This window comes from Adlercreutzia rubneri, assembly GCF_009755265.1.
GTDB lineage: Bacteria > Actinomycetota > Coriobacteriia > Coriobacteriales > Eggerthellaceae > Adlercreutzia > Adlercreutzia rubneri.
Genome location: NZ_WPOO01000017.1, coordinates 33,158 through 52,202, shown reverse-complemented (window position 1 = coordinate 52,202; position 19,045 = coordinate 33,158). Strand labels below are relative to the sequence as shown.

The following is a 19,045-nucleotide window of genomic DNA, read 5'->3' as shown; positions in this document are numbered from 1 at the left end:
AAGTCATCCACGGACATCTCGCCGGGCATCGAGAACCACAGATCCAGCGCATCCTGCTTGGCCCTCTTGTCGTACATTCGAACTCCCTTCCGGACACCTGGGTGTCCAACTTGGAGTCCGCACCCCCTCAGACGCTTATAACTCGAGATCTCGTGCAAAAAAGGCCTCCCTCGTGAGCAAAGCCCTTCCCGGGTGGCTCGGGGCTACTGCTCATCCCGGTAACGGCGCTCTTTGTTTGTGCGACGTTGGGGTACACTACGGGCACTGTCCTGTTTCGAGAAAGAGCGTCCCTTGCGTATCTCCGCCACCACTCCTGCTGCCTTCCTACGCGAGCACGCCGTGCTTGTGGTGGCGGCGATGGCGGCTGCGGCTTCCGCCCTGGCGGTGCCGCCCGACGAGGCCTATCTGGGGTATTTCGATTGGAAGACCCTTGGATGCCTGTTCTGCGTGCTGGCCGTGGCAAGCGCACTGCGGCTCATGGGCGCTTTCGACCGGGCGGCCCGCGCCGTCATCGCACGGTTTCGCAGTCCTAGGCCCCTCGCGCTGGCCCTCGTGCTCACGACGGCCGGGCTTTCATGCGTGGCAACCAACGACATGGCCCTTATCATGATGCTGCCACTTTCGGCAGCCACCCTTATGGGCGCAAACCTCCCCCGTCTCGTGGCGCCCGTGTTCGTTCTGCAAAGTCTGGCTGCGAACCTCTGCGGCATGATCGTCCCCTTCGGCAACCCACAGAACCTCTACCTCTACTCCTATTACGGGCTCGGCCTCGGCGATTTCCTGGCCACGATGGCACTGCCGTTCGCGCTGTCGACTATCAGCATCGTCGCCTGTACCTGGTGGCTGTGCGGCCGCACGGACAGCAGCAGCCCAAGCGATACGCGCAACCTTGCCATGCCGATGCCGCTCGGCCGACGCCGCCTTGCCGCCTACGGGCTGCTGTTCGCCCTCACTCTATTGGCCGTGTTCCGCATCGTGTCCATCGCCGCCGCCGTCGCCACCGTGGCCGCCGCGCTCGCCGCCCTCGACCGCCGCGCCCTGGCCGCCGTGGACTGGGGCCTGCTCGCCACCTTCGCCTGCTTCTTCGTGTTCGCGGGAAACATGGCGCGCGTGCCGGAGGTGTCTGCGTGGCTCTCTCCCCTCATGGCCGACCACGGCCTTTGGGTCAGCGCCGGCTTAAGCCAGATCATCAGCAACGTACCCGCGGCCGTGCTGCTCTCCCATTTCACGGGCGCATGGCAGCCCCTGCTCGTCGGCGTGAACATCGGAGGCGCCGGCACGCTCGTCGGCTCACTTGCGAGCCTCATCACGCTGCAGCACTTCACCAGCGTGCGCAAAATCTTCCCCCGAGCGACCGCGTTGCCCGAGCTATCCACTGGTCGCTTCCTCGCCCTGTTCAGCGTGCTGAACTTTGGTTTCCTGGCCATTCTCTTGATTGCTTGCGGGACGGCGTCTTCCTTCTAGAAAAATATTTCGATTTCGAAAGATTTTTCTAGAATTACTAATTCCGTGATAATATTTCGCAATCGAAAGATTTTTTGGAGGAGCCTATGTTCAGCATTACCGTTGCCGAAGCCAGCGCAAAGCTCGGCGTGAGCCCCGCCCGTGTTCGCCAGCTCATCAAAAGCGGCGTGTTAGCCGCCGAACAAGTTGCGGGCATTTGGCTCATAGACGAAAAGAGCGTCGAGGCACGCCGCGAGCACAACCCCGGTCGCGGCCGACCAAGCGCGCGCCTGAGCCAGCCAAACATCTCCCGTTACCTGCTCATGAACCGCGACCATGAGGTGCTCGCTTTCCGTTTCGACGCCTCGACGGGAGAATTTCTCGATGCCGATGAGATCATCGACGCCAAACGCGCTCCCCTTTCCATCATGTCCCCGCGGGGAACAAAAGCCTCGAAAACCGCACTTTCCTACTGGTGGTGTCATCGTGCCATTCCGAAGGCGCGCCACGGCATCGAAGCGAAGCTGGTCGAGCTCGGCGTTGCCGACACCTATGATCTCCCCTTCAAAAGTATGGGGCTCTCCCTTTCCGACCAGTACTGGATCAAGCCCTATGGAAGCGAGATTCGCTGGAGCGACGTCAACTACTTCGAGAACGATTTCTCCGAAGCGCCGGTCGAAGAATGGATGGCCGACGTGGGCCTCGACTCCCCCGACAACACCTCCGACGGCGTTCTTTCCAAACGCTGGGTGTGCCGCAATGGCGAGCGATGCTTGCTCAAGGGAGGTACGCTGCTCGATCAGGAACCCTACAACGAGGTTATCGCCACGGAGCTTTTCTCGCGCCTGCTGTCTGACGGAGACTACGTTCCCTACACGCTGATCGAATGGGGCGGCGCGCCGGTCAGCTCGTGCCCGAACTTCGTCGGCCCCACCGAGGAGTTCATCCCCGCCTACTACGTGAACGAGGTTCTCCCTCAGGTCCCCCACCGCGACAGCTACCGTCATTACGTGGAATGCTGCGTCGCGCTGGGCGTGGAGGACATCGAAACAGCCCTCGGAAAGATGATCCTCTGCGACGACATCATGGCCAACACCGATCGTCACTGGCGCAACTTCGGTCTCATCCGCGATGTGGAAACCCTCGAGTACCGCGCTGCCCCGTTGTTCGACACCGGCTCGAGCCTCTGGTGCCGCGTGCCCACGCGAGAGCTGGCTTACACGCCCTTCGTGGTGAATATGCGTCCCTTCTACGAAGACGCCGACCGGCAGCTGCGTCTCATAGGCGACACCTCTTGGCTCGATCTGGACAAACTCGCGGGATTCCCCGAATGGGCCAGCGATTTTCTCGACGAGAACCCTTCAATGTACGACCGCACTGATTTCATCTATGAAGGGTTGCAGAAGCGCATCGATTTCTTGCATCTGCTGTTCGGCTAGAAGCAACACACGACCAAGCACCGCCCTGCCCATCGCGCCCAGAAAACGCCCACAAAGACATCTCCGTAAAGGCATCGAGAGAAGAGGCAGCTCCGAGCCTTCTATTTCCTTGCCGCCTCGGTAGCTAAATCGATAAGTTCCTCTTTCGAGTGAATGCCGAGTTTTCCATAGATGTGCCTGATATGCGTTGCCACCGTGTTCTTGGAGATGAACAGCTTCTCGCGGATATAGGGACGACTGTAACCACGGGCTAGGAGAAAGGCAATTTCCGTCTCGCGATCAGACAGGCCGAATTTCTTCTGCAGCAGTTCGCACCCCACCATGAGTGAGTGCTCAAGCGCATCCGAACCCGCCTCAGCCATCGGCCGCACTTCAATCGGTTCGCGCTGGGGCGCCACAATGCCAACGAGGGCCACGAGGCAGATGAGCGCCGACAGAAAGGCAACCTCAGAAGACGCCGCGGCGGGACCAGCGCATGCGCTCCCCGCAAGGTTGCCAAAAAGCACACCCAGCTGCACGGAGCCATTGAGAAGCCCCACGCCCAAGGCCACAGGCGCCTTTCCTTGCTTGGCAAGAGTGATCGCAAACAAATACACCAGCACCTGAATGAGCGAATCAAGAGTATCCCCGATGGCGTTGGAGACAAATCCGGCCCACAGACCGGAAGACCCATGCAATACAAGCGTTATGATCACGCACGGAACCGCCCAGCGGAACAACTCCGTGAAACTCACCCTTCTCGAAAAGAATACGATGGCAATGCCCAAAGCTACGCTGGCAAGGCTGGAAATGAGCATGGAGACATCAAGATCGATGAGCGCATGCATACTGTCGCGGACATCGGCCAAAGCGGCCTGCCACCCGATGGCGAGATACAGCACCACGAGAACAACCGCGACGCGTCCAAGATAGAAGCCCCACGATTCTGCAATTCCGAAGCGTCGGGATAGAGACGCGCCGGCACCCGACGAAGCTGAAGCGGCGCCCGACGCTTCAGCTTCCTTGAAGTAGGGCGACATCCCCCCAACGCCTGACGCCGCCTCTTCGACGCCGCACCGTTTAGCCCCCTCACGCAAGCAAAGGAGAAGCAAGACGCCGGACATCAGCGGCAGCGACGCCGTCGCCACTACGCCCACAACCCCCTCCAGCAGAGGGTATACCACAACGCACGGCACGATAACTAGCGACGAGAGAGGCACTACCGCTTCCAGCTCCTCCACATCCAGCACCATGAGCGCACGGGCCCACAGCAGACTGAGCAACGCATAGCCCACGCCTGTCATGGCCCCTCCCAGCCACGCAAGCCCCAACGCAAATGCACCCAGAGCCGAAACAATGGTTCCCGCTGCCAAAAGCAGCGCTGCCGCTATGGAAAATCTTCGCAAGCAGCGGGCCCCGAGCGGTCTTCGACTCAGCAACAAGCCGCCGACGAAAAATCCGAGCACGACAGCTACCGCCGAGAGGAGCCATGATTCATCGGAGTTGATGGACTGACCGCTTCGATAGGGAAACACCGCTGACGTTGCATAGGTGCAATACAGCCACGCCCAGACAAACCCAATGCCCATGTAGCGCAACTTGAGCGCCGCTTCAACACGACGCATCGAGTCAAATACGCTGTCCTTGGTTATTGCCTTTCCCATCGATTCCCTCCCCGAGCCTCTCATGTCATCGCACCCGCACTCCACAGGAGTCCCTCCTCAAAAGAGAAGTATAGCAACTCGCCTCCCTCAGGTTCAGAAAACCCCTGGTAGCGGTATCACCTCAGAGAGGTGATTTCTCGAATAACCGCGCGCAAGCGATGGCCTCTATCGCGCAGTTCCTCCATGATGACGCATTGCGACGGCCAATCACACCGCTCGTCGACGCAAGAGAGATCCACGATACAGGAGGGACTATGAGCAAAGAATCGATGAAGATGAACCGCCGCGACTTCCTCGGCCTTGGCGCCGTGGCCGCCGTGGGGGCCATGGGCTTGGCAGGATGCGCGCCCCAGACTTCGGCCGAGAAAGACCTCAGCGCAACCGGCGACGCAGCCGCGACGCCCGAAGCCACGGCGGCCGCAGAAGACTGGCTTGGCGCAGAGCCCGAAGTCGCTGAGGGCGACATCGTCGAAACCCTCGACACCGACTTCCTCATCATTGGCGCCGGCACGGCCGGCCTTGCCGCTGCTGGCGCGGCGGCCGATTTGGGCCTCAACTTCATTGCCTGCGATAAGAGCAACCAGGTTCCCGAGACCCGCGAGTACCTCGGCGGCGTAGACACCGCTTACGCCAAGGCCAACAACGTGACCATCGACCGGCCGAAGCTCTTGAACGAGCTGACGCGCTACGCCTCCGGCAAGTGCAACCAGAAGCTCATCAAGCGTTGGATCGACGATTCGGCCGAATACATTGATTGGGTGACCGAGGTAATGAAAGACGCCGGCAAAGAGGTCATGCTGGACATGCCGCCCGAGCACGCCACGGGCGGTACCGACTACTATGTGCCCTATGTGCAGCACCTGTGGGAGCCCTCTTACGTCCCGCCCACGCGCAACGACGTCATCGCCGAGCGCTTGTCCGGCCAAGGTCACGACATTCTGTTCGAGCATAAGATGGTGAAGCTTGTTCACGCCGATGGCAAGGTGACGGGCGCTATCTTCGAAACCAAAGACGGTATGAAGCAGATCAATGCTAAAAACACCCTGCTCGCCACGGGCGGCTACGCGGCCAACCCCGTGATGATGACCGCCCTGCAGCCCTCCGCTGTAGCCTGCTGCACCGCCTCCAGCTTCAATCCCACTTGCACAGGCGACGGCATCAAGGCGGGGCTGTGGGCCGGAGCCTCTAAAGACAAGGACGCCGCCCCCATGGTCTTCGACCGTGGGGCCGTGGCTCCTGGCGTGGATGCCGGCTACGAGGGCGAAGGCGAAGGCGCCATATTCCGCGGAAGCATCTTCCAGGAGAATATCGGCAGCCAGCCCTTCATGAAGGTGAATCGCCACGGCCAGCGCTTCGCCAACGAGTCCACCCCCTATGACTTCATCTGCTTCGCCGCTACCTACCAGCCCGGCGGGGTGTGGTGCCAGGTCTACGACAGCAACATGATGGACGATATGCTGCGCTTCGAAACCGTCGGCTGCTCGCGCGTGGTGCCCTACATCGAGATGGGCATGACCTACGACGAGTACACTGCCGCTTCCCAAGAGGCCGGCATCCTCATGAAAGCCGACACCATTGAAGAGTTGGCCGACATGCTCGGCTTCACCGGCCAGGACAAGGATAACTTCCTCGCCGAGGTGGAGCGTTACAACGGCTTCTACGACAACCAGGTGGACGAGGACTTCGGCAAGGAGGCCTACCGCCTCTCCGCCATCCGCCAGCCCCCCTTCTACGGTTGCTGGTTCGGCGGCTCGCTGCTCACCACGATCGACGGTCTGCGCATTAACGAGAACTGCCAGGTGCTCGATCCGGAGCTGAACGTCATCGAGGGCCTGTATGCCGCTGGTGACGTATCCGGCAGCTTCTTCTCGGGTAACTATCCCGAGTATGTCGTAGGCGTGGCCTGCGGCCGCAGCTCCGTTGAGGGCCGTCACGTGGCGAAGCTGCTCGCCGGCGCCGCTCAATAGCAGCCTGCGAGCACGGGAAGGCTCATTCGTCCATTTCGCCTTCCCGTGAGCCCGCTTCACCAACCGCCAACCATCGCCACCGCCGCGCGTACGACCCTCCCCGTCGCGCGGCGGTGGACTTTCTGCAGGTTTTTGGCTTGAAAAGCCGGACGCCATCCAGACCACCCTCCCTTTCCCTGAAATCGCCAGCAAACCGACACAGAATCGCCCTCGCGCCGCGAGTACGCGCATGCTATAGTGAGCGCGTGGCTTCAAACATAGCTGAAACGACAAAAGGGGCCCTCATGATTACCACTGAAGTGGCATTCGCCCGTTCCACGTGGCGCAAGTCCAAGGAGTTCAGCGCCGGCCTGCACGATCTCGCCCAACGCATGCCCATGGAGCTCGTGCGCCTTTACGTGACCGAGGGCGTGCGCACGCCACGGGTGCGCATCGATTACTACGACCGCATCGACGAACTGCGCGCCCTGCGCCGCGAGGCGCTGCTGGCCGAGATGCGCCATGTGGAAGCCCAGGCCGAGTGCTGGCTGGAAGAGCACCCCGACGAGGCGGCCCGCATCGCCGCTGACTATCGCCGCACCCAGGCCACACCGGAGATGCTTCTGGGGACCGCCGTCATCAACGGTGACAGTCCCGCGTTCGGCTTTCCCCCCGAGACCTATCTCATCGCCCCCAGCCTTCGCGCGTACGAGCTGTTCATGTGGTACGACGAGAACGAGCGCTGGGCGCGGAATTAGCAGCTGCCGACTTGCGCCGCGCCCTCGCCCTCGCCCTCGCCCCCGTCACAGCCTCTGCCTCTGTTCCTGCCCCAGCCTTCGCTCTGAGCCTCTCGCTTTGTAACCGCCCCGAAACCAACGGGGCGGCTCCCCCGCGGTATGATTATGCGAGTTTACCCAAGAGAAAGGACGCCCATGGGCATCGTAGAAGGCAAGGTAGCCATCGTCACCGGCGGCACACGCGGCATCGGATTCACCATCGTGCGCGAGTTTTTGAAGAACGGCGCGAAGGTGGCGCTGGCCGGATCGCGCCAGGAGACCGTGGATGCGGCGCTCGCCAAGCTCGCCGAGGAGGGCTTCACCGACAACGTCATGGGCATCGCGCCCGCACTGACCGATCCCGACTCCGTGGCGGCGGCCTTCGCCTCGGTGGTCGATCGCTTCGGGCGCTTGGACGTGCTGTGTAACAACGCCGGCGTCAGCTCCCGCACACCGCTCGTGGATTACACCTTGGAGGAGTTCAACAAAGTCATGTCCATTAACGTGACCGCCGTGTTCGTATGCACCCAGGCGGCGGCCCGCATCATGATCGAGCAGGGCGAGGGCGGCGCCATCGTGAACACGAGCTCCATGGTGGGCAAGTACGGCCAGCCCTCCGGCTTCGCCTACCCCACGAGCAAGTTCGCCGTGAACGGGCTCACGCTGTCGCTCGCCCGCGAACTGGCCAAGCACAAGATCCGCGTGAACGCCGTGGCCCCGGGCGTCACTCACACCGATATGGTGGACGCGCTGCCCGACTCGGTCATCAAGCCGCTCATCGAGTCCATCCCGCTCGGCCGCATGGGCGAACCGGAGGACATCGCCTGTGCCTGTCTGTACCTGGCCAGCGATATGTCCAGCTACGTGTCGGGCGCCGTGCTTCCCGTCGACGGCCTGTCGCGTCCGTAAGCACTTCGCAGAGCCATACAGAACGGCCGCCGTCCTTCAAAGGGCGGCGGCCGTTTTCATGCATCTGCAGTTCCAAGCATCCGCACAAGCAATACAGCGCGTTTTACGCCTCGTGGCGCTTCTCGTAGAAGGCGGCCAGCTCCGGTGCCATCTTCTCCAAGGTGGGCAGATCCTCGTAGGCCATGTGCCCGTTCTCATGCACCTTGTACTCGATGCGGCTCGTGATGGACTCGGGCAAGAACATCTTCGAGATGGAGTGCTTCACGTTCCAGAACGGCGTGGCCGCGTCGTGGATGCCGCCGAAGAACAGCACGCGGCAGAACGGGTTGCGGCGCAGGGCCGTGCCCATATCGTAGGCGGTGTTCGGGCACACGGGGCTGCCCATGGTGCCGGGCGCCTGGTGCGTCCAGTTCCACTCCTCGTTCACCTTCATGGAAAGCAGCAGGTTGATCGGCGAGCCCTTGAAGCCCGTCTCCTGGACGAGCTTCATCCAGGCGGACTGGTCCGGCGTCATGATGGCGTCGCCGGAGGGGTCCTCGCCGGCGAAGAACTCGTTGTCGCCTTGCACATCCATGTAGGCCGGCTCGGTGAAGCGCGTATCGTAGCGGCCGGTGAACAGGCCCTCGTCGGCCATGATGGTCTTGCGGAAGGTGTCCAGCTCGATGCGCAGGTGCTTCTTCTGGATGAGCTCGGCGGGCAGCCCGATGAGCTCGCTCATCTCGCCGGCCAGCTCGCGTTCCTCTTCCGGCGTGATGGAGTCGCTCGCGATGAGCGCGCGGCCGTACTTCTCGTCCACGAACTTCCAGGCGCGGTCGAACCACGCGAACTGGTCCACGCCGGCGCCGGCCTTCCCGAAGTAGTTGGCCGTGGCGGCGTAGACGGGCAGCATGCCCATGTAGTACAGGTCGTTGCCGGCCAGGGTGGGCGCGTAATCGAGAATGGTGGACTGCTCGATGACGCCGGTCAGCGCGATGCCGCGCTCGCCGAGCACGCGCATGAGTACCGAGTTGCGCATGGTGCCGTAGGACTCGCCGTACAGGTACAGAGGCGTGTTCCAACGCTCGTGAGTGGTGAGCCACTGGGCGATGCCGCGCATGAAGGCGTCAGCGTCGCCGTCGACGCCCCAGACCTTCTTCGGGTCGTAGCCCTCGGCCACCTTCGAGTAGCCAGTGCCCATGGCATCCAGGTACACCAGGTCGGTCGTGGGCAGAAGCGAGTAGGGATTGTCCTCGGGCTTCGTGGGGCAGGGCAGCTGCTTGATGGTATTGATGGGCACGCGACGCGGGCCCAAGCCGCCGATGTTGACCATAGCCGACGAGCCGCCCGGGCCGCCGTTCCAGCAGAAGGTGACGGGGCGATCGGACTTGTCGGCCGCATCGCTTACGTAGGAGAGAGCGAACATGTGCCCGATGAGCGTGCCGTCGTCGGTGTGTAGCGGCAGCATCTCGGCGGTGGCGGTGTACTTGATGGTCTGCTTGCCGCTCGTCCAGGTGAGCTGCTTGCTGGCCGGCTCGGGGACGGGCTGTTCCGGTTTTGCGCTCTTCCCGTCGTTCATGGTGACGGTGAAGGAGGGACTGGTTTCTGCCATGATGGGCTCCTTTGTCGCGAACGGGACCGCGCCCCCGCCCCCGACGGGAACGGCAGGGCGAACGGCTCCATCGACGAGCCTAAGGCCCGCCGCGCCGCGCCGCCCTTGGCAACGCCCCGTTGTCACCCGATCCGCGCCCAACCGTCGCCCAGCTGTGAACTGGGCCGCCGACCGCGCTGGCAGAGGTGCGCTGGAGCGCCTCCGGAAGATGCCCTCGGCTACCGCACGGCCCGGGAGGGGCGCGGCCGGCGCAGGCGCTGCCCGATGGCGCGCGGGGTGAGGCCGCGCGGGGTGAGGCCGCGCGGCAGGCTGGCGACGAGCATCGCGACCGCAATCAGGGCCATGCCGGCCAGACGGCACGGCGTGACCGCTTCGCCCAGAAACACCGCCCCCAGCACCGCGGCCACAAACGGCGACAGGGCGCACAGCAGGCCCGCGACATCGGCGGACAGGCGGCTTTGGGCAACGGGCTGCAGCGTGAAGCCGAAGCCGGTGCACACGACGATGAGCGCGGCCAGGCTGCCCCATTCCGCAGGGGCCGTCGGCAGCACCGGCGCCTCGAAGACGAGGGAGGCGCCCAGGGCCAGAAGGCCCATGGTGGCCACCTGCACGATGCCGAGGGTAAGCGGGTCGCCCTCCTGGGAGAGCCGCGCCGTCGTCAAGATGGCCGCGCTATAGGCCGCTCCCGACCCCAGCCCGAAAAGGACGCCGGGCACCGTATCGCCGCCCGGCCCGCCGCCCGCGGTGAGCAGCCCCACGCCGATCATGGCCACGGTGCAGGCCGCAGCCACGGGCGCCGCCGGCCGGCGCCGGGCCATAAGGGCCGCCGCCATCGGCACGAGCACGATGGCCGTGTTCTCCAAGAAGGAGACCGTCGACGAAGATGCCCCGGTGAGAGCGTGCATTTCCAGGGCCATGCTGGCGAAGAACACGCCTCCCATGGCCGCCCCGCAGCCGAGCGTTCGCCGGTCCAGCTTCAGCAGGCGCCGATGGAACAAGACGATCAGCAGCCCCGCGGCGATGAGGAACCGCACGGCGAGGATGTTGAAGGGGGCCATGGTCCCCACGAGGATCTTGCTGAACATGAACGAGGTGGCCCGCGCGGCGATGATCGCCGCCAGAAGCATCTCCGCCTGCCGCACTGTCATGGGAACCCCTTTCGCCGGAACCGCTTGCCATCAGGGTAGCGCCCCTGTATCATTGCGAAAAGCGCGAATACATCACCTCTGCTATGAGTATTACGCAAAGAAGGAGGCCGGCGTGGACACCGAGAAATGCACCGTGCTTCTGACCGCCATCGACCAGGGCAGCCTCTCCGGCGCCGCCGAGGCGCTCGGCTACACGCCCTCGGGCGTCAGCCGGCTGGTGGCCTCGTTGGAGGCGGAGCTGGGGCTGCCCCTGCTCGTCCGCGGCAAGGGCGGCGTGACCCCCACCCCCGAGTGCGAGGCGCTGCGCCCCCGCTTCGCCGAGCTAGCCTCCCTGGGACGGGCCTGCCGCGACGAGGCCGCCGCCGTGCGCGGCCTGGAGGCAGGCACGCTCACCGTGGGCAGCGCCTACCGACCGCTCTACCGCGCCCTAGCCTCCACCATTGCCGCCTTCAGCGCCGAGCACCCCGGCATCCAGGTGCGCATCGAGCACGCGAACAGCTCCACCTTGGCGGCCGGCATGGCGCAGCGCGCCATCGACTTCTCGCTTATGAGCCGCCGCGAGATCGACTGCCGCTGGACGCCGCTGTCCCACGACGCCATGGTGGCCGTGCTGCCGCCAGACCACCCGCTGGCCAAAGCCGACGCCTTCCCCATCGAGCGTCTGCTCGACGAGCCGTTCGTCGAGCTGTACCCCGGCGAGGACTGCGACAACTCGCGCACCCTAGCCACCGCCGGCATCCGCCCGCGGGCCGCCTACGCCGTCCACGACACCTCCGCCGCCTTCGCGCTGGTGGAGGCGGGGCTCGGCATCGCCCTCATGAACGACATCTACGCCCGCACCGCCGAGGCCGAGGTGGCCGTGGTGCCCCTGGCGCCGGCGCGCATCGTGGAGATCGGCATCGCCGCGCCGCCCGGGCGCCCCTCCCCGGCGCTCGCCGCCTTCGAGGCCTTCGCCGTCCCGCGCCTTCAACGTGAGGCCCGCTAGTGGCATGGACTTTGGCAGCAAGGACTACGAGCTGGTTTCGGCGGGGACGAGGCTCTGCTATGCTACGGGCAGGAGAAATCGCGAGAAGGGAGCTTCCATGAAAGTAGTCATCGTAGGAGGCGTGGCCGGCGGGGCCACTGCGGCGGCCCGATTGCGGCGGCTGGACGAGAGCGCCGAGATCGTCGTCTTCGAGCGGTCCGGCTACATCTCTTACGCCAACTGCGGGCTGCCCTACTACATCGGGGGCACCATCGCCGATAAGAGCGCCCTCACCCTGCAGACCCCCGAGAGCTTCCGCGCCCGCTTCAACGTGGATATGCGCACCCGCCACGAGGTGGAGGCCGTCGACGCAAAGCGCCATGTGGTGACCGTGCGCAACCTGGATACCGGCGAGGTGTTCGAGGAGCCCTACGACAAGCTCATCCTCTCGCCCGGCGCGCGACCCACCCAGCCGAAGCTTCCCGGCACGGGGCTCGACCGGCTTTTCACCCTGCGCACCGTCGAGGACACCTTCGCGATGAAGGACTTCATCGATGCGGAGGGCCCGCGCTCGGCCGTGGTGTGCGGCGGCGGGTTCATCGGCCTGGAAGTGGCCGAGAACCTGCGCGAGCTGGGGCTGGACGTGACCATCGTGCAGCGGCCGCGCCACCTCATGAGCCCCTTCGACGCCGACATGGCCGCCCTCATCCACCAGGAGATGCGCGCCCACGGGGTGCGTCTGGCGCTGGGGCGCTCCGTGGAGGGCTTCGAGGAGCGCGATGGCGGCGTCGACGTGCTCCTGGCCGGCGAAGAGCCGCTGCGCGCCGACATGGTGGTGCTCGCCATCGGCGTCACGCCCGATACGGCCCTTGCGGATGCGGCGGGGCTTCAAACGGGCATCAAGGGCAGCATCGTCGTGAACGACCGCATGGAGACCGGCGTCGAGGACATCTACGCCGTAGGCGACGCCGTGCAGGTGAGCCACCTCGTCACCGGCGACGACGCGCTCATCTCGCTCGCCGGGCCGGCAAACAAGCAGGGGCGCGTAGCAGCCGACGCCATCTGCGGGCTCGACAGCCGCTTCGCCGGCGCCCAGGGCACGTCCGTCATCAAGGTGTTCGACCTGACGGCCGCCGCCACCGGGCTCTCCGAGGCCGCCTGCGAGCGCGCCGGCATCGCGCACGACGCCGTGGTGCTCTCCCCCATGAGCCACGCCGGCTACTACCCCGGCGGCAAGGTCATGACGCTGAAAGTGGTGTTCGAGCGCGAGACGTACCGCCTGCTCGGCGCCCAGGCCATCGGCTACGAGGGCGTCGACAAGCGCATCGACGTTCTGGCCACGGCCATTTTCGCGGGGCTTTCCGCGATCCAGCTCAAGGACCTCGACCTCGCCTACGCACCGCCCTACTCCTCCGCGAAAGACCCGGTGAACATGGCCGGCTTCATGGTGGAGAACCTCGCCTTGGGACTGGTGTCCCAGTACCGCTGGGACGAGGTGGCGAAGCTGCCGCGCGACGGGTCGGTGCAGCTCATCGACATCCGCACGCCCGCCGAGTTCGAGCGCGGCGCCCTGCCCGGTTTCCGCAACATCCCCTTAGACGAACTGCGCGAGCGCTTAAACGAGCTGGATCCCGCGCTGCCCGTGCGCCTCGTCTGCCAAAGCGGCCTGCGCAGCTACGTGGCCGCCCGCATGTTGGCGGGCCACGGGTTTGCCGGCGTGAGCCATTTGGCCGGGGGCCTGCGCTTCTATGACATCGTCACGGGCGATGCGCGCCTCATCGAACGCGCCACCCCCTGCGGCGCCGACGCCTGTTAGAAGCGTCCGCAACCTCCCCTACCCCAGCGCCACATCGAGCACCATCATGAGCACGAAGCCGAAGGCGACGCCGATGGTGCCGATGTTGGTGTGGCGGCCCTGCTGGGTCTGGGGGATGAGCTCCTCGGTGACCACGTACATCATGGCGCCGGCGGCGAAGGCCAACACGTAGGGCAGAAGCGGGGTCACGAGCCCCGTGATGGCCACCATGAGCACGGCGCCCACCGGCTCCACGGCCCCGCACAACGTGCCGGCGAGAAACGCCTTGGGCCGCGACATGCCGTTGGCCGTCAACGGCAGCGACACCACGGCGCCCTCCGGCACGTTCTGGATGGCGATGCCGAGGGAGAGCGCCACCACCGAGGCAAGCGTGATGGTGGGATCCCCCGCCAGAAAGCCCGCCAGCACCACGCCCACGGCCATGCCCTCGGGCAGGTTGTGGATGGCCAGGGCGAACAACATCATCGTGGGCTTCTTCAACGTGGTGACGGGCCCCTCCGGCTCGTCGGAGCCCACGTGCAGATGCGGCGTGAAGTGGTCGATGGCCAAAAGCAGCAGCATGCCGCCGAGAAAGCCCACGGCAGCCGGCGCCCACGCCGGCACGGGCCCTCCCTCGGCCGCCTCCAGCGCCGGCGTGATGAGGCTCCACACGCTGGCGGCGATCATGACGCCGGCGGCGAAGCCCAAAAGCGCCTTGGTGAAGCGCTCGGACATGCCATGGCGCATGAGGAACACGAGCGCCGCCCCCAGGGTGTTCCCCAGAAACGGCACGATGAGCGCCACGAGCACGCCTGCGACCACGGGATTTTCCATCGCTGCTTCCTTTCCAACTTTCTCGACGGCTTCTTGACGCCGTCGCGGAACAAGCATAGCGTACCGCCATCGATACAATGGCATCAGCCTTCATGCGTTGTTGCCCTGTAGAGATAGAGCCCCGCGACCTGCTACACTGGCATCGACGCCGAAAGAGGATCCGCGACATGACGCCAACACGATTCGGGGCCGGCCGACGACAGCCGCAACGAGGAGCGAAGGAGAGACGGTGCGCCAGACCTACTACGTCATAGACAACCACCTGTGCTGTCGCTGCGGAGCCTGCCAGAAAGTGTGCCCCCACGGGGCCCTTACGACGGCGAGCCCCGTGCCCGTCATCGACCAGACGCTTTGCCGCCATTGCGGGATGTGCTTCCGCGCCTGCCGCCTCGGCGCCGTCACGCGCCCCTACGAGCTGTACCAGCTGAAGAAGGGCCGCCGCCTTCTCTAATACGAAAGGGCGTGGGGGATGAACAGGCGCTGGTAGGTGGCGGTGGCGTAGCGATCGGTCATGCCGGCGATGTAGTCGGTGACGGCACGCAGATCGTCGCCCTCGGAGATGGCGCGGTAGTCCTCGGGCACCTCGTCGATATGCGCGGCGTAGTAGTCGAACAGATCCGCCAGCAAGTGCTTCGCCTTCTCCACCTCGGCCATGACCGAAGGCGCCGTGTACACGTTTTCGAACAGAAACGCCCGCAGCTCCATCATGGCGTCCCACACCTCGGGGCTCATGGCGATACCCCCCGTCTCTGCCGAGGTGCGCACCATGTCGGTGACCAGCGTCTCGATGCGGGCCGAGTGGTTGGCGCCGAGCACCCGATGGGTCGTATCCGGCAGATCGGCCTCGCGCAGAATCCCTGCACGGATGGCGTCGTCGATGTCGTGGTTCACGTACGCAATGCGATCGGCGGTGCCCACGATGCGGCCCTCGCAGGTTTCGGCCTGCAGGTCGCCCGTATGGTTCAAGATGCCGTCGCGCACCTCGAAAGTGAGGTTCAGACCCGCGCCGCCGTTCTCGATGCGCTCCACCACGCGCACCGACTGCTCGTTGTGGCGGTAGAGCGCCGCGGCCTCGGGCGTGCCGGGCGCGAGCCCCTTATGGCGCGCGAGGCACGCGGCCAGCGCCGCCTCGCCGGTATGTCCGAAGGGGGTGTGGCCCAGATCGTGGCCGAGCGAGATGGCCTCGGTCAGATCCTCGTTCAGCCCGAGCGCCCGCGTGATGGTGCGGGCAATCTGCGCCACTTCCAACGTGTGCGTGAGCCGCGTGCGGAAGTGATCGCCCTCGGAAGCGAGGAACACCTGGGTCTTGTGGGAAAGCCGCCGAAACGATTTCGAGTGCAAGATCTTGTCGCGATCGCGCTGGTAGTCGGTGCGCAGCGCGTCAGGCTCGCTGGAGGAGCGGCGCCCCTCGGTGCCGTCGGCGAAGGCGGCCTCCTCGGAGAGCACCTCGTGCTCCCGCTGCTGCTGGTCTTCCCGATACACAACGCGCATACATCCTCCCTTCCACGGATGTTCTCAGTGTAGCAAATTCCAGAAAGCCCGTTCGGCAACAGGCAAGCAACGTTGAGTCAAAAGCTGAACGATGGAAGGCGATCGCGGCGTCGCGCGGGCGTTTCAGGGAGTACCCTTGAGCTATCGACCGTCCGAAGGGGTCGAAGGAGCCGAAGAGAAGAAGCAGCCATGGCGTTTCTCAGGATACATAAACTGACCGAGAAAGACGAGATAGGCTACTTCGCGCCGCGCACGTGGGATTTCTGGCGCGCGCTTATCGTCTGCTTCTGCCTGTGCTGCATCTTGGGGCATTGGCTCGAGATGCCCTACTGCTGGCTTATGGACCGCCTCTTCGGCATTGTGGCCGACGACTACGCCGTATGGACCGACCCGTGGTATCACCCCTACTGGGTCTACGGCTTCGGCGCGGTGTTCATGACGCTGCTCATCGAGCCTTTGAAGGAGCGGCTGATCCTGCACCGCAAAACGCTGTGGGGCGCGTTTCTGGAATCGCTCGTCATTGCTATTCTCGCGGCCATGGTGCTGGAGCTGGTCATGGGCTGGCTCATCAACCAGCCCGATCCCACGACCGGCGAATACCCCTTCTGGGACAACTCCCAACTGCCAGGCAACGTGTTCGGCCAGGCGTGGCTCGTGAACGACTTCTTCATCGGACTGGTGGCCATGATATATGTATGGGTCATCTTCCCGCTCGTCTGCGAGGGCTTCTCGCGGCTCTCCCCCAAGGCGGCCAACGTCGCCTTCGCCCTCATCATCGTCGGCTTCGCCGCCTGCGTGACCGCCTCCTACCTGGAGCTGAAGCTCTGGGAGAAGTACTAGGCAGCAATGCGACTCGCCCGCCCTCTCGCATTCCGAAGCGCCAATTTTGCGCGCCCGCGCTGCACAGGCACGCCCAAGCAGATACAATAGGGCGATGCAACTGACGCGGGGCACGGACGCAAGGAGGCGTTTATGGAAGCAAGCGGGTGGGCGTACACGGAGGCACTTTCCGAGCTGTACCCGACACGAGCCGACGTGGCGGCGGAAATCGCGGAGCTGGAGGGGCGCCTTACGCTACCGCGCTCAACCGAGCTGTTCGCCTCGGACATCCACGGCGAGTACAACGCCTTCTCCCATGTGCTGCGCGGTGGCTCAGGCGCGGTGCGCGCGCTCATCGAGGACGTTTTCGGCAGCACGCTGAACGACGACGAGAAAGCCGCGCTGCTCGCACTCGCCTGCTATCCTGCCGAACATTGCGCTTACGCTTTGGGGCACGTCGAAGACGCCGACGCATGGCTTGCCGAAGCCGCCGCGCGCCTGGCCAAAATCGCTCGTCGGGCCGCCGGCGACCGCACCATCGACGAAGTGCGCGCGCTTCTGCCTGACGACCTCGCCATCGCTGAGGAGCTCGTCGCCGGGCGCAGCACGCCGGCCCGACAGCCCTATCGCGAGGCGATCATCGAAAGCCTCGTCGCCTCCGGCGAGGGCCCGGCCCTCCTGGAGGTGCTGGGCGCTCTCATCCAGCACCTCGTCGTCGACCAGCTGCACCTCATCGGCGACGTGTACGACCGCGGGCCGGCGCCCCAGCTCATCATGGACGAGCTCCTCTCCTACCCCAACGTCGATGTGCAGTGGGGCAACCACGACATCCTGTGGATGGGCGCCGCTGCCGGCAGCCCCGGCAGCGTGGCCAACGTTGTGCGCATCTGCGCCCGCTACGGCAACCTGTCCATTCTGGAGGACGCTTACGGCATCAACCTGCGCCCCTTGGCCACCTTCGCCGCCGACGCCTACGCGAACGACCCCTGCGCCGCCTTTGCCCTGAAGGGCAATCCGGGGCTTTCCGAGGCCGAGACGCGCCTCACCGAGAAGGTCCAGAAGGCCATGGCCGTTATCCAGTTCAAGGTGGAGGCGGCACTTATCGCCGAGAACCCCTCGTTCGGCCTGGACGATCGTAACCTTCTGCACCTGATCGACCGTAAGCGCGGAACGGTCGTCGTGGACGGCGTCGAGTACGAGCTGCTGGACACAACCTTCCCCACCGTCGACTGGGACGACCCCTACCGCCTCACCGAGGACGAGGCCGCTGTCATCGAGCAGCTGTGCGCCGCGTTCACCGGCAGCGAGCGCCTGCAGCGCCACATGCGCTTTTTCCTGGATCGGGGCAGCCTGTACAAGATCGAGAACGGCAACCTCATGCTGCACGCCTGCGTGCCCCTGGCCGACGACGGATCGCTTCTGGAAGTGACCCTGTTCGGCAAGACCTACCGGGGTCGCGCCCTCTACGACATGGTGGACGCCTCGGTGCGCGCGGCGTTCTCGGCCACCGACGAGGCCGAGCGCAAGCGCGGGCTCGACATGCTGTGGTACCTGTGGCTCGGCCCTGGCTCGCCCCTGTTCGCCAAGAGCAAGATGGCCACCTTCGAGCTGTACCTCATCGCCGACAAAGCGGCCCGCAAAGAAGTGAAGAACCCGTTCTACTCGCTGCTCGATGACGAAGCGGTCGTCGACGGCATCTTCCGCGACTTCGGCATGGATCCGGCCACCTCGCGCATCATCTGCGGGCACGTGCCGGTGAAGGTGAAGGACGGCGAGGACCCCGTGAAGGCGGGCGGGCGGGTGCTCTGCATCGATGGCGGCTTCTCGGCGGCCTACCAGAAGACGACGGGACTGGCGGGCTTTACGCTCGTTTCGAACGCTGAGGGGCTGTTCCTCGATGCCAACGAGCCGCTCATCTCCCGCGACGCCGCCGTGGAGGGTACCGCCGACATCCATGCCGAGCGCCGCGTGCTTGCCGCCTACGACATGCCCCGCACGGTGGCCGACACCGACGAGGGAGCGTGCCTGCGCGAACGCATCGCGCTTTTGCGCACCTTGCTCTAGCTGCCCGCACGCCGGCTTCGATGAGCCCCTACTCGGGCAATTGAAGCCGGCACTGCAACGCCGCCCCAGGGGCGCCAAGACGCCGATTGCTTCGCGCGAAGAGCCGTCGTCACCGCGGGGCGGCCGTTTGTGCGCATGCACGAAACATCCCTCGCTAAACCACCCCCGATGGGCTACACTTCGTCC

At 64.9% G+C, this 19,045-nt stretch carries 15 protein-coding genes; 10 read left to right on the top strand and 5 right to left on the bottom strand.

The window, feature by feature from the left end; genetic code table 11:
- Positions 1-291 precede the first annotated feature (291 nt).
- Entirely contained in the window at positions 292-1,464 is a 1,173-nt protein-coding gene (locus tag GO707_RS09510; RefSeq protein ID WP_232325763.1) for an SLC13 family permease, read from the top strand.
- Between the two features lie 86 nt (positions 1,465-1,550).
- Positions 1,551-2,882 (top strand): helix-turn-helix domain-containing protein, encoded by a 1,332-nt coding sequence (locus GO707_RS09505; RefSeq protein ID WP_157012877.1) that lies wholly within the window; start codon positions 1,551-1,553, stop codon positions 2,880-2,882.
- A 101-nt stretch (positions 2,883-2,983) separates the two neighbouring features.
- Here GO707_RS09505 and GO707_RS09500 read toward each other — a convergent pair whose 3' ends face one another.
- The gene (locus tag GO707_RS09500) at positions 2,984-4,525 is read right to left on the bottom strand and encodes a helix-turn-helix transcriptional regulator (RefSeq protein ID WP_181869674.1); all 1,542 of its coding nucleotides are present in this window, start codon (positions 4,523-4,525) and stop codon (positions 2,984-2,986) included.
- A 254-nt stretch (positions 4,526-4,779) separates the two neighbouring features.
- Between GO707_RS09500 and GO707_RS09495 the strand changes: the two genes are divergently transcribed.
- From GO707_RS09495 to GO707_RS09485, 3 genes are all read left to right on the top strand, one after another.
- Positions 4,780-6,492 (top strand): FAD-binding protein, encoded by a 1,713-nt coding sequence (locus GO707_RS09495; RefSeq protein ID WP_114539355.1) that lies wholly within the window; start codon positions 4,780-4,782, stop codon positions 6,490-6,492.
- 284 nt (positions 6,493-6,776) lie between these two features.
- Positions 6,777-7,229 carry a hypothetical protein gene (locus tag GO707_RS09490; RefSeq protein WP_114539356.1) on the top strand — a complete coding sequence of 151 codons (453 nt, stop codon included), beginning with the start codon at positions 6,777-6,779 and terminating at the stop codon, positions 7,227-7,229.
- A 174-nt stretch (positions 7,230-7,403) separates the two neighbouring features.
- Positions 7,404-8,156, top strand: a complete 753-nt coding sequence (locus GO707_RS09485) for an SDR family NAD(P)-dependent oxidoreductase (protein WP_022740563.1) — start codon at positions 7,404-7,406, stop codon at positions 8,154-8,156.
- A gap of 103 nt (positions 8,157-8,259) precedes the next feature.
- Here GO707_RS09485 and GO707_RS09480 read toward each other — a convergent pair whose 3' ends face one another.
- A complete protein-coding gene (locus GO707_RS09480; RefSeq protein ID WP_114539357.1) occupies positions 8,260-9,744 on the bottom strand; it encodes a S10 family peptidase in 1,485 nt (494 codons plus the stop codon).
- A 218-nt stretch (positions 9,745-9,962) separates the two neighbouring features.
- Complete coding sequence (locus GO707_RS09475; protein ID WP_114539358.1) at positions 9,963-10,892, bottom strand: DMT family transporter; 930 nt, start codon at positions 10,890-10,892, stop codon at positions 9,963-9,965.
- 112 nt (positions 10,893-11,004) lie between these two features.
- Between GO707_RS09475 and GO707_RS09470 the strand changes: the two genes are divergently transcribed.
- Both GO707_RS09470 and GO707_RS09465 read left to right on the top strand, forming a co-directional pair.
- Positions 11,005-11,877, top strand: a complete 873-nt coding sequence (locus tag GO707_RS09470; protein ID WP_173112029.1) for a LysR family transcriptional regulator — start codon at positions 11,005-11,007, stop codon at positions 11,875-11,877.
- Positions 11,878-11,974: 97 nt separating this feature from the next.
- The gene (locus GO707_RS09465) at positions 11,975-13,672 is read left to right on the top strand and encodes an FAD-dependent oxidoreductase (RefSeq protein WP_114539360.1); all 1,698 of its coding nucleotides are present in this window, start codon (positions 11,975-11,977) and stop codon (positions 13,670-13,672) included.
- An 18-nt stretch (positions 13,673-13,690) separates the two neighbouring features.
- On the opposite strand, the gene GO707_RS09460 is transcribed toward GO707_RS09465, so the two are convergent.
- Complete coding sequence (locus GO707_RS09460; RefSeq protein WP_157012876.1) at positions 13,691-14,485, bottom strand: ZIP family metal transporter; 795 nt, start codon at positions 14,483-14,485, stop codon at positions 13,691-13,693.
- 229 nt (positions 14,486-14,714) lie between these two features.
- On the opposite strand from GO707_RS09460, the gene GO707_RS12770 reads away from it, so the two are divergent.
- Positions 14,715-14,936 (top strand): 4Fe-4S binding protein, encoded by a 222-nt coding sequence (locus GO707_RS12770; protein ID WP_181815543.1) that lies wholly within the window; start codon positions 14,715-14,717, stop codon positions 14,934-14,936.
- On the opposite strand, the gene GO707_RS09450 is transcribed toward GO707_RS12770, so the two are convergent.
- Positions 14,933-15,976, bottom strand: a complete 1,044-nt coding sequence (locus tag GO707_RS09450) for a deoxyguanosinetriphosphate triphosphohydrolase (RefSeq protein WP_157012875.1) — start codon at positions 15,974-15,976, stop codon at positions 14,933-14,935. The two genes, GO707_RS12770 and GO707_RS09450, sit on opposite strands and share 4 nt — an antisense overlap.
- 189 nt (positions 15,977-16,165) lie before the next feature.
- Here GO707_RS09450 and GO707_RS09445 point away from each other — a divergent pair, with 189 nt between their 5' ends.
- Together GO707_RS09445 and GO707_RS09440 are read left to right on the top strand one after the other, a co-directional pair.
- Positions 16,166-16,816, top strand: a complete 651-nt coding sequence (locus GO707_RS09445) for a putative ABC transporter permease (RefSeq protein WP_114539363.1) — start codon at positions 16,166-16,168, stop codon at positions 16,814-16,816.
- Positions 16,817-16,948: 132 nt separating this feature from the next.
- The gene (locus GO707_RS09440; protein ID WP_114539364.1) at positions 16,949-18,859 is read left to right on the top strand and encodes a fructose-1,6-bisphosphatase; all 1,911 of its coding nucleotides are present in this window, start codon (positions 16,949-16,951) and stop codon (positions 18,857-18,859) included.
- Positions 18,860-19,045 lie beyond the last annotated feature (186 nt).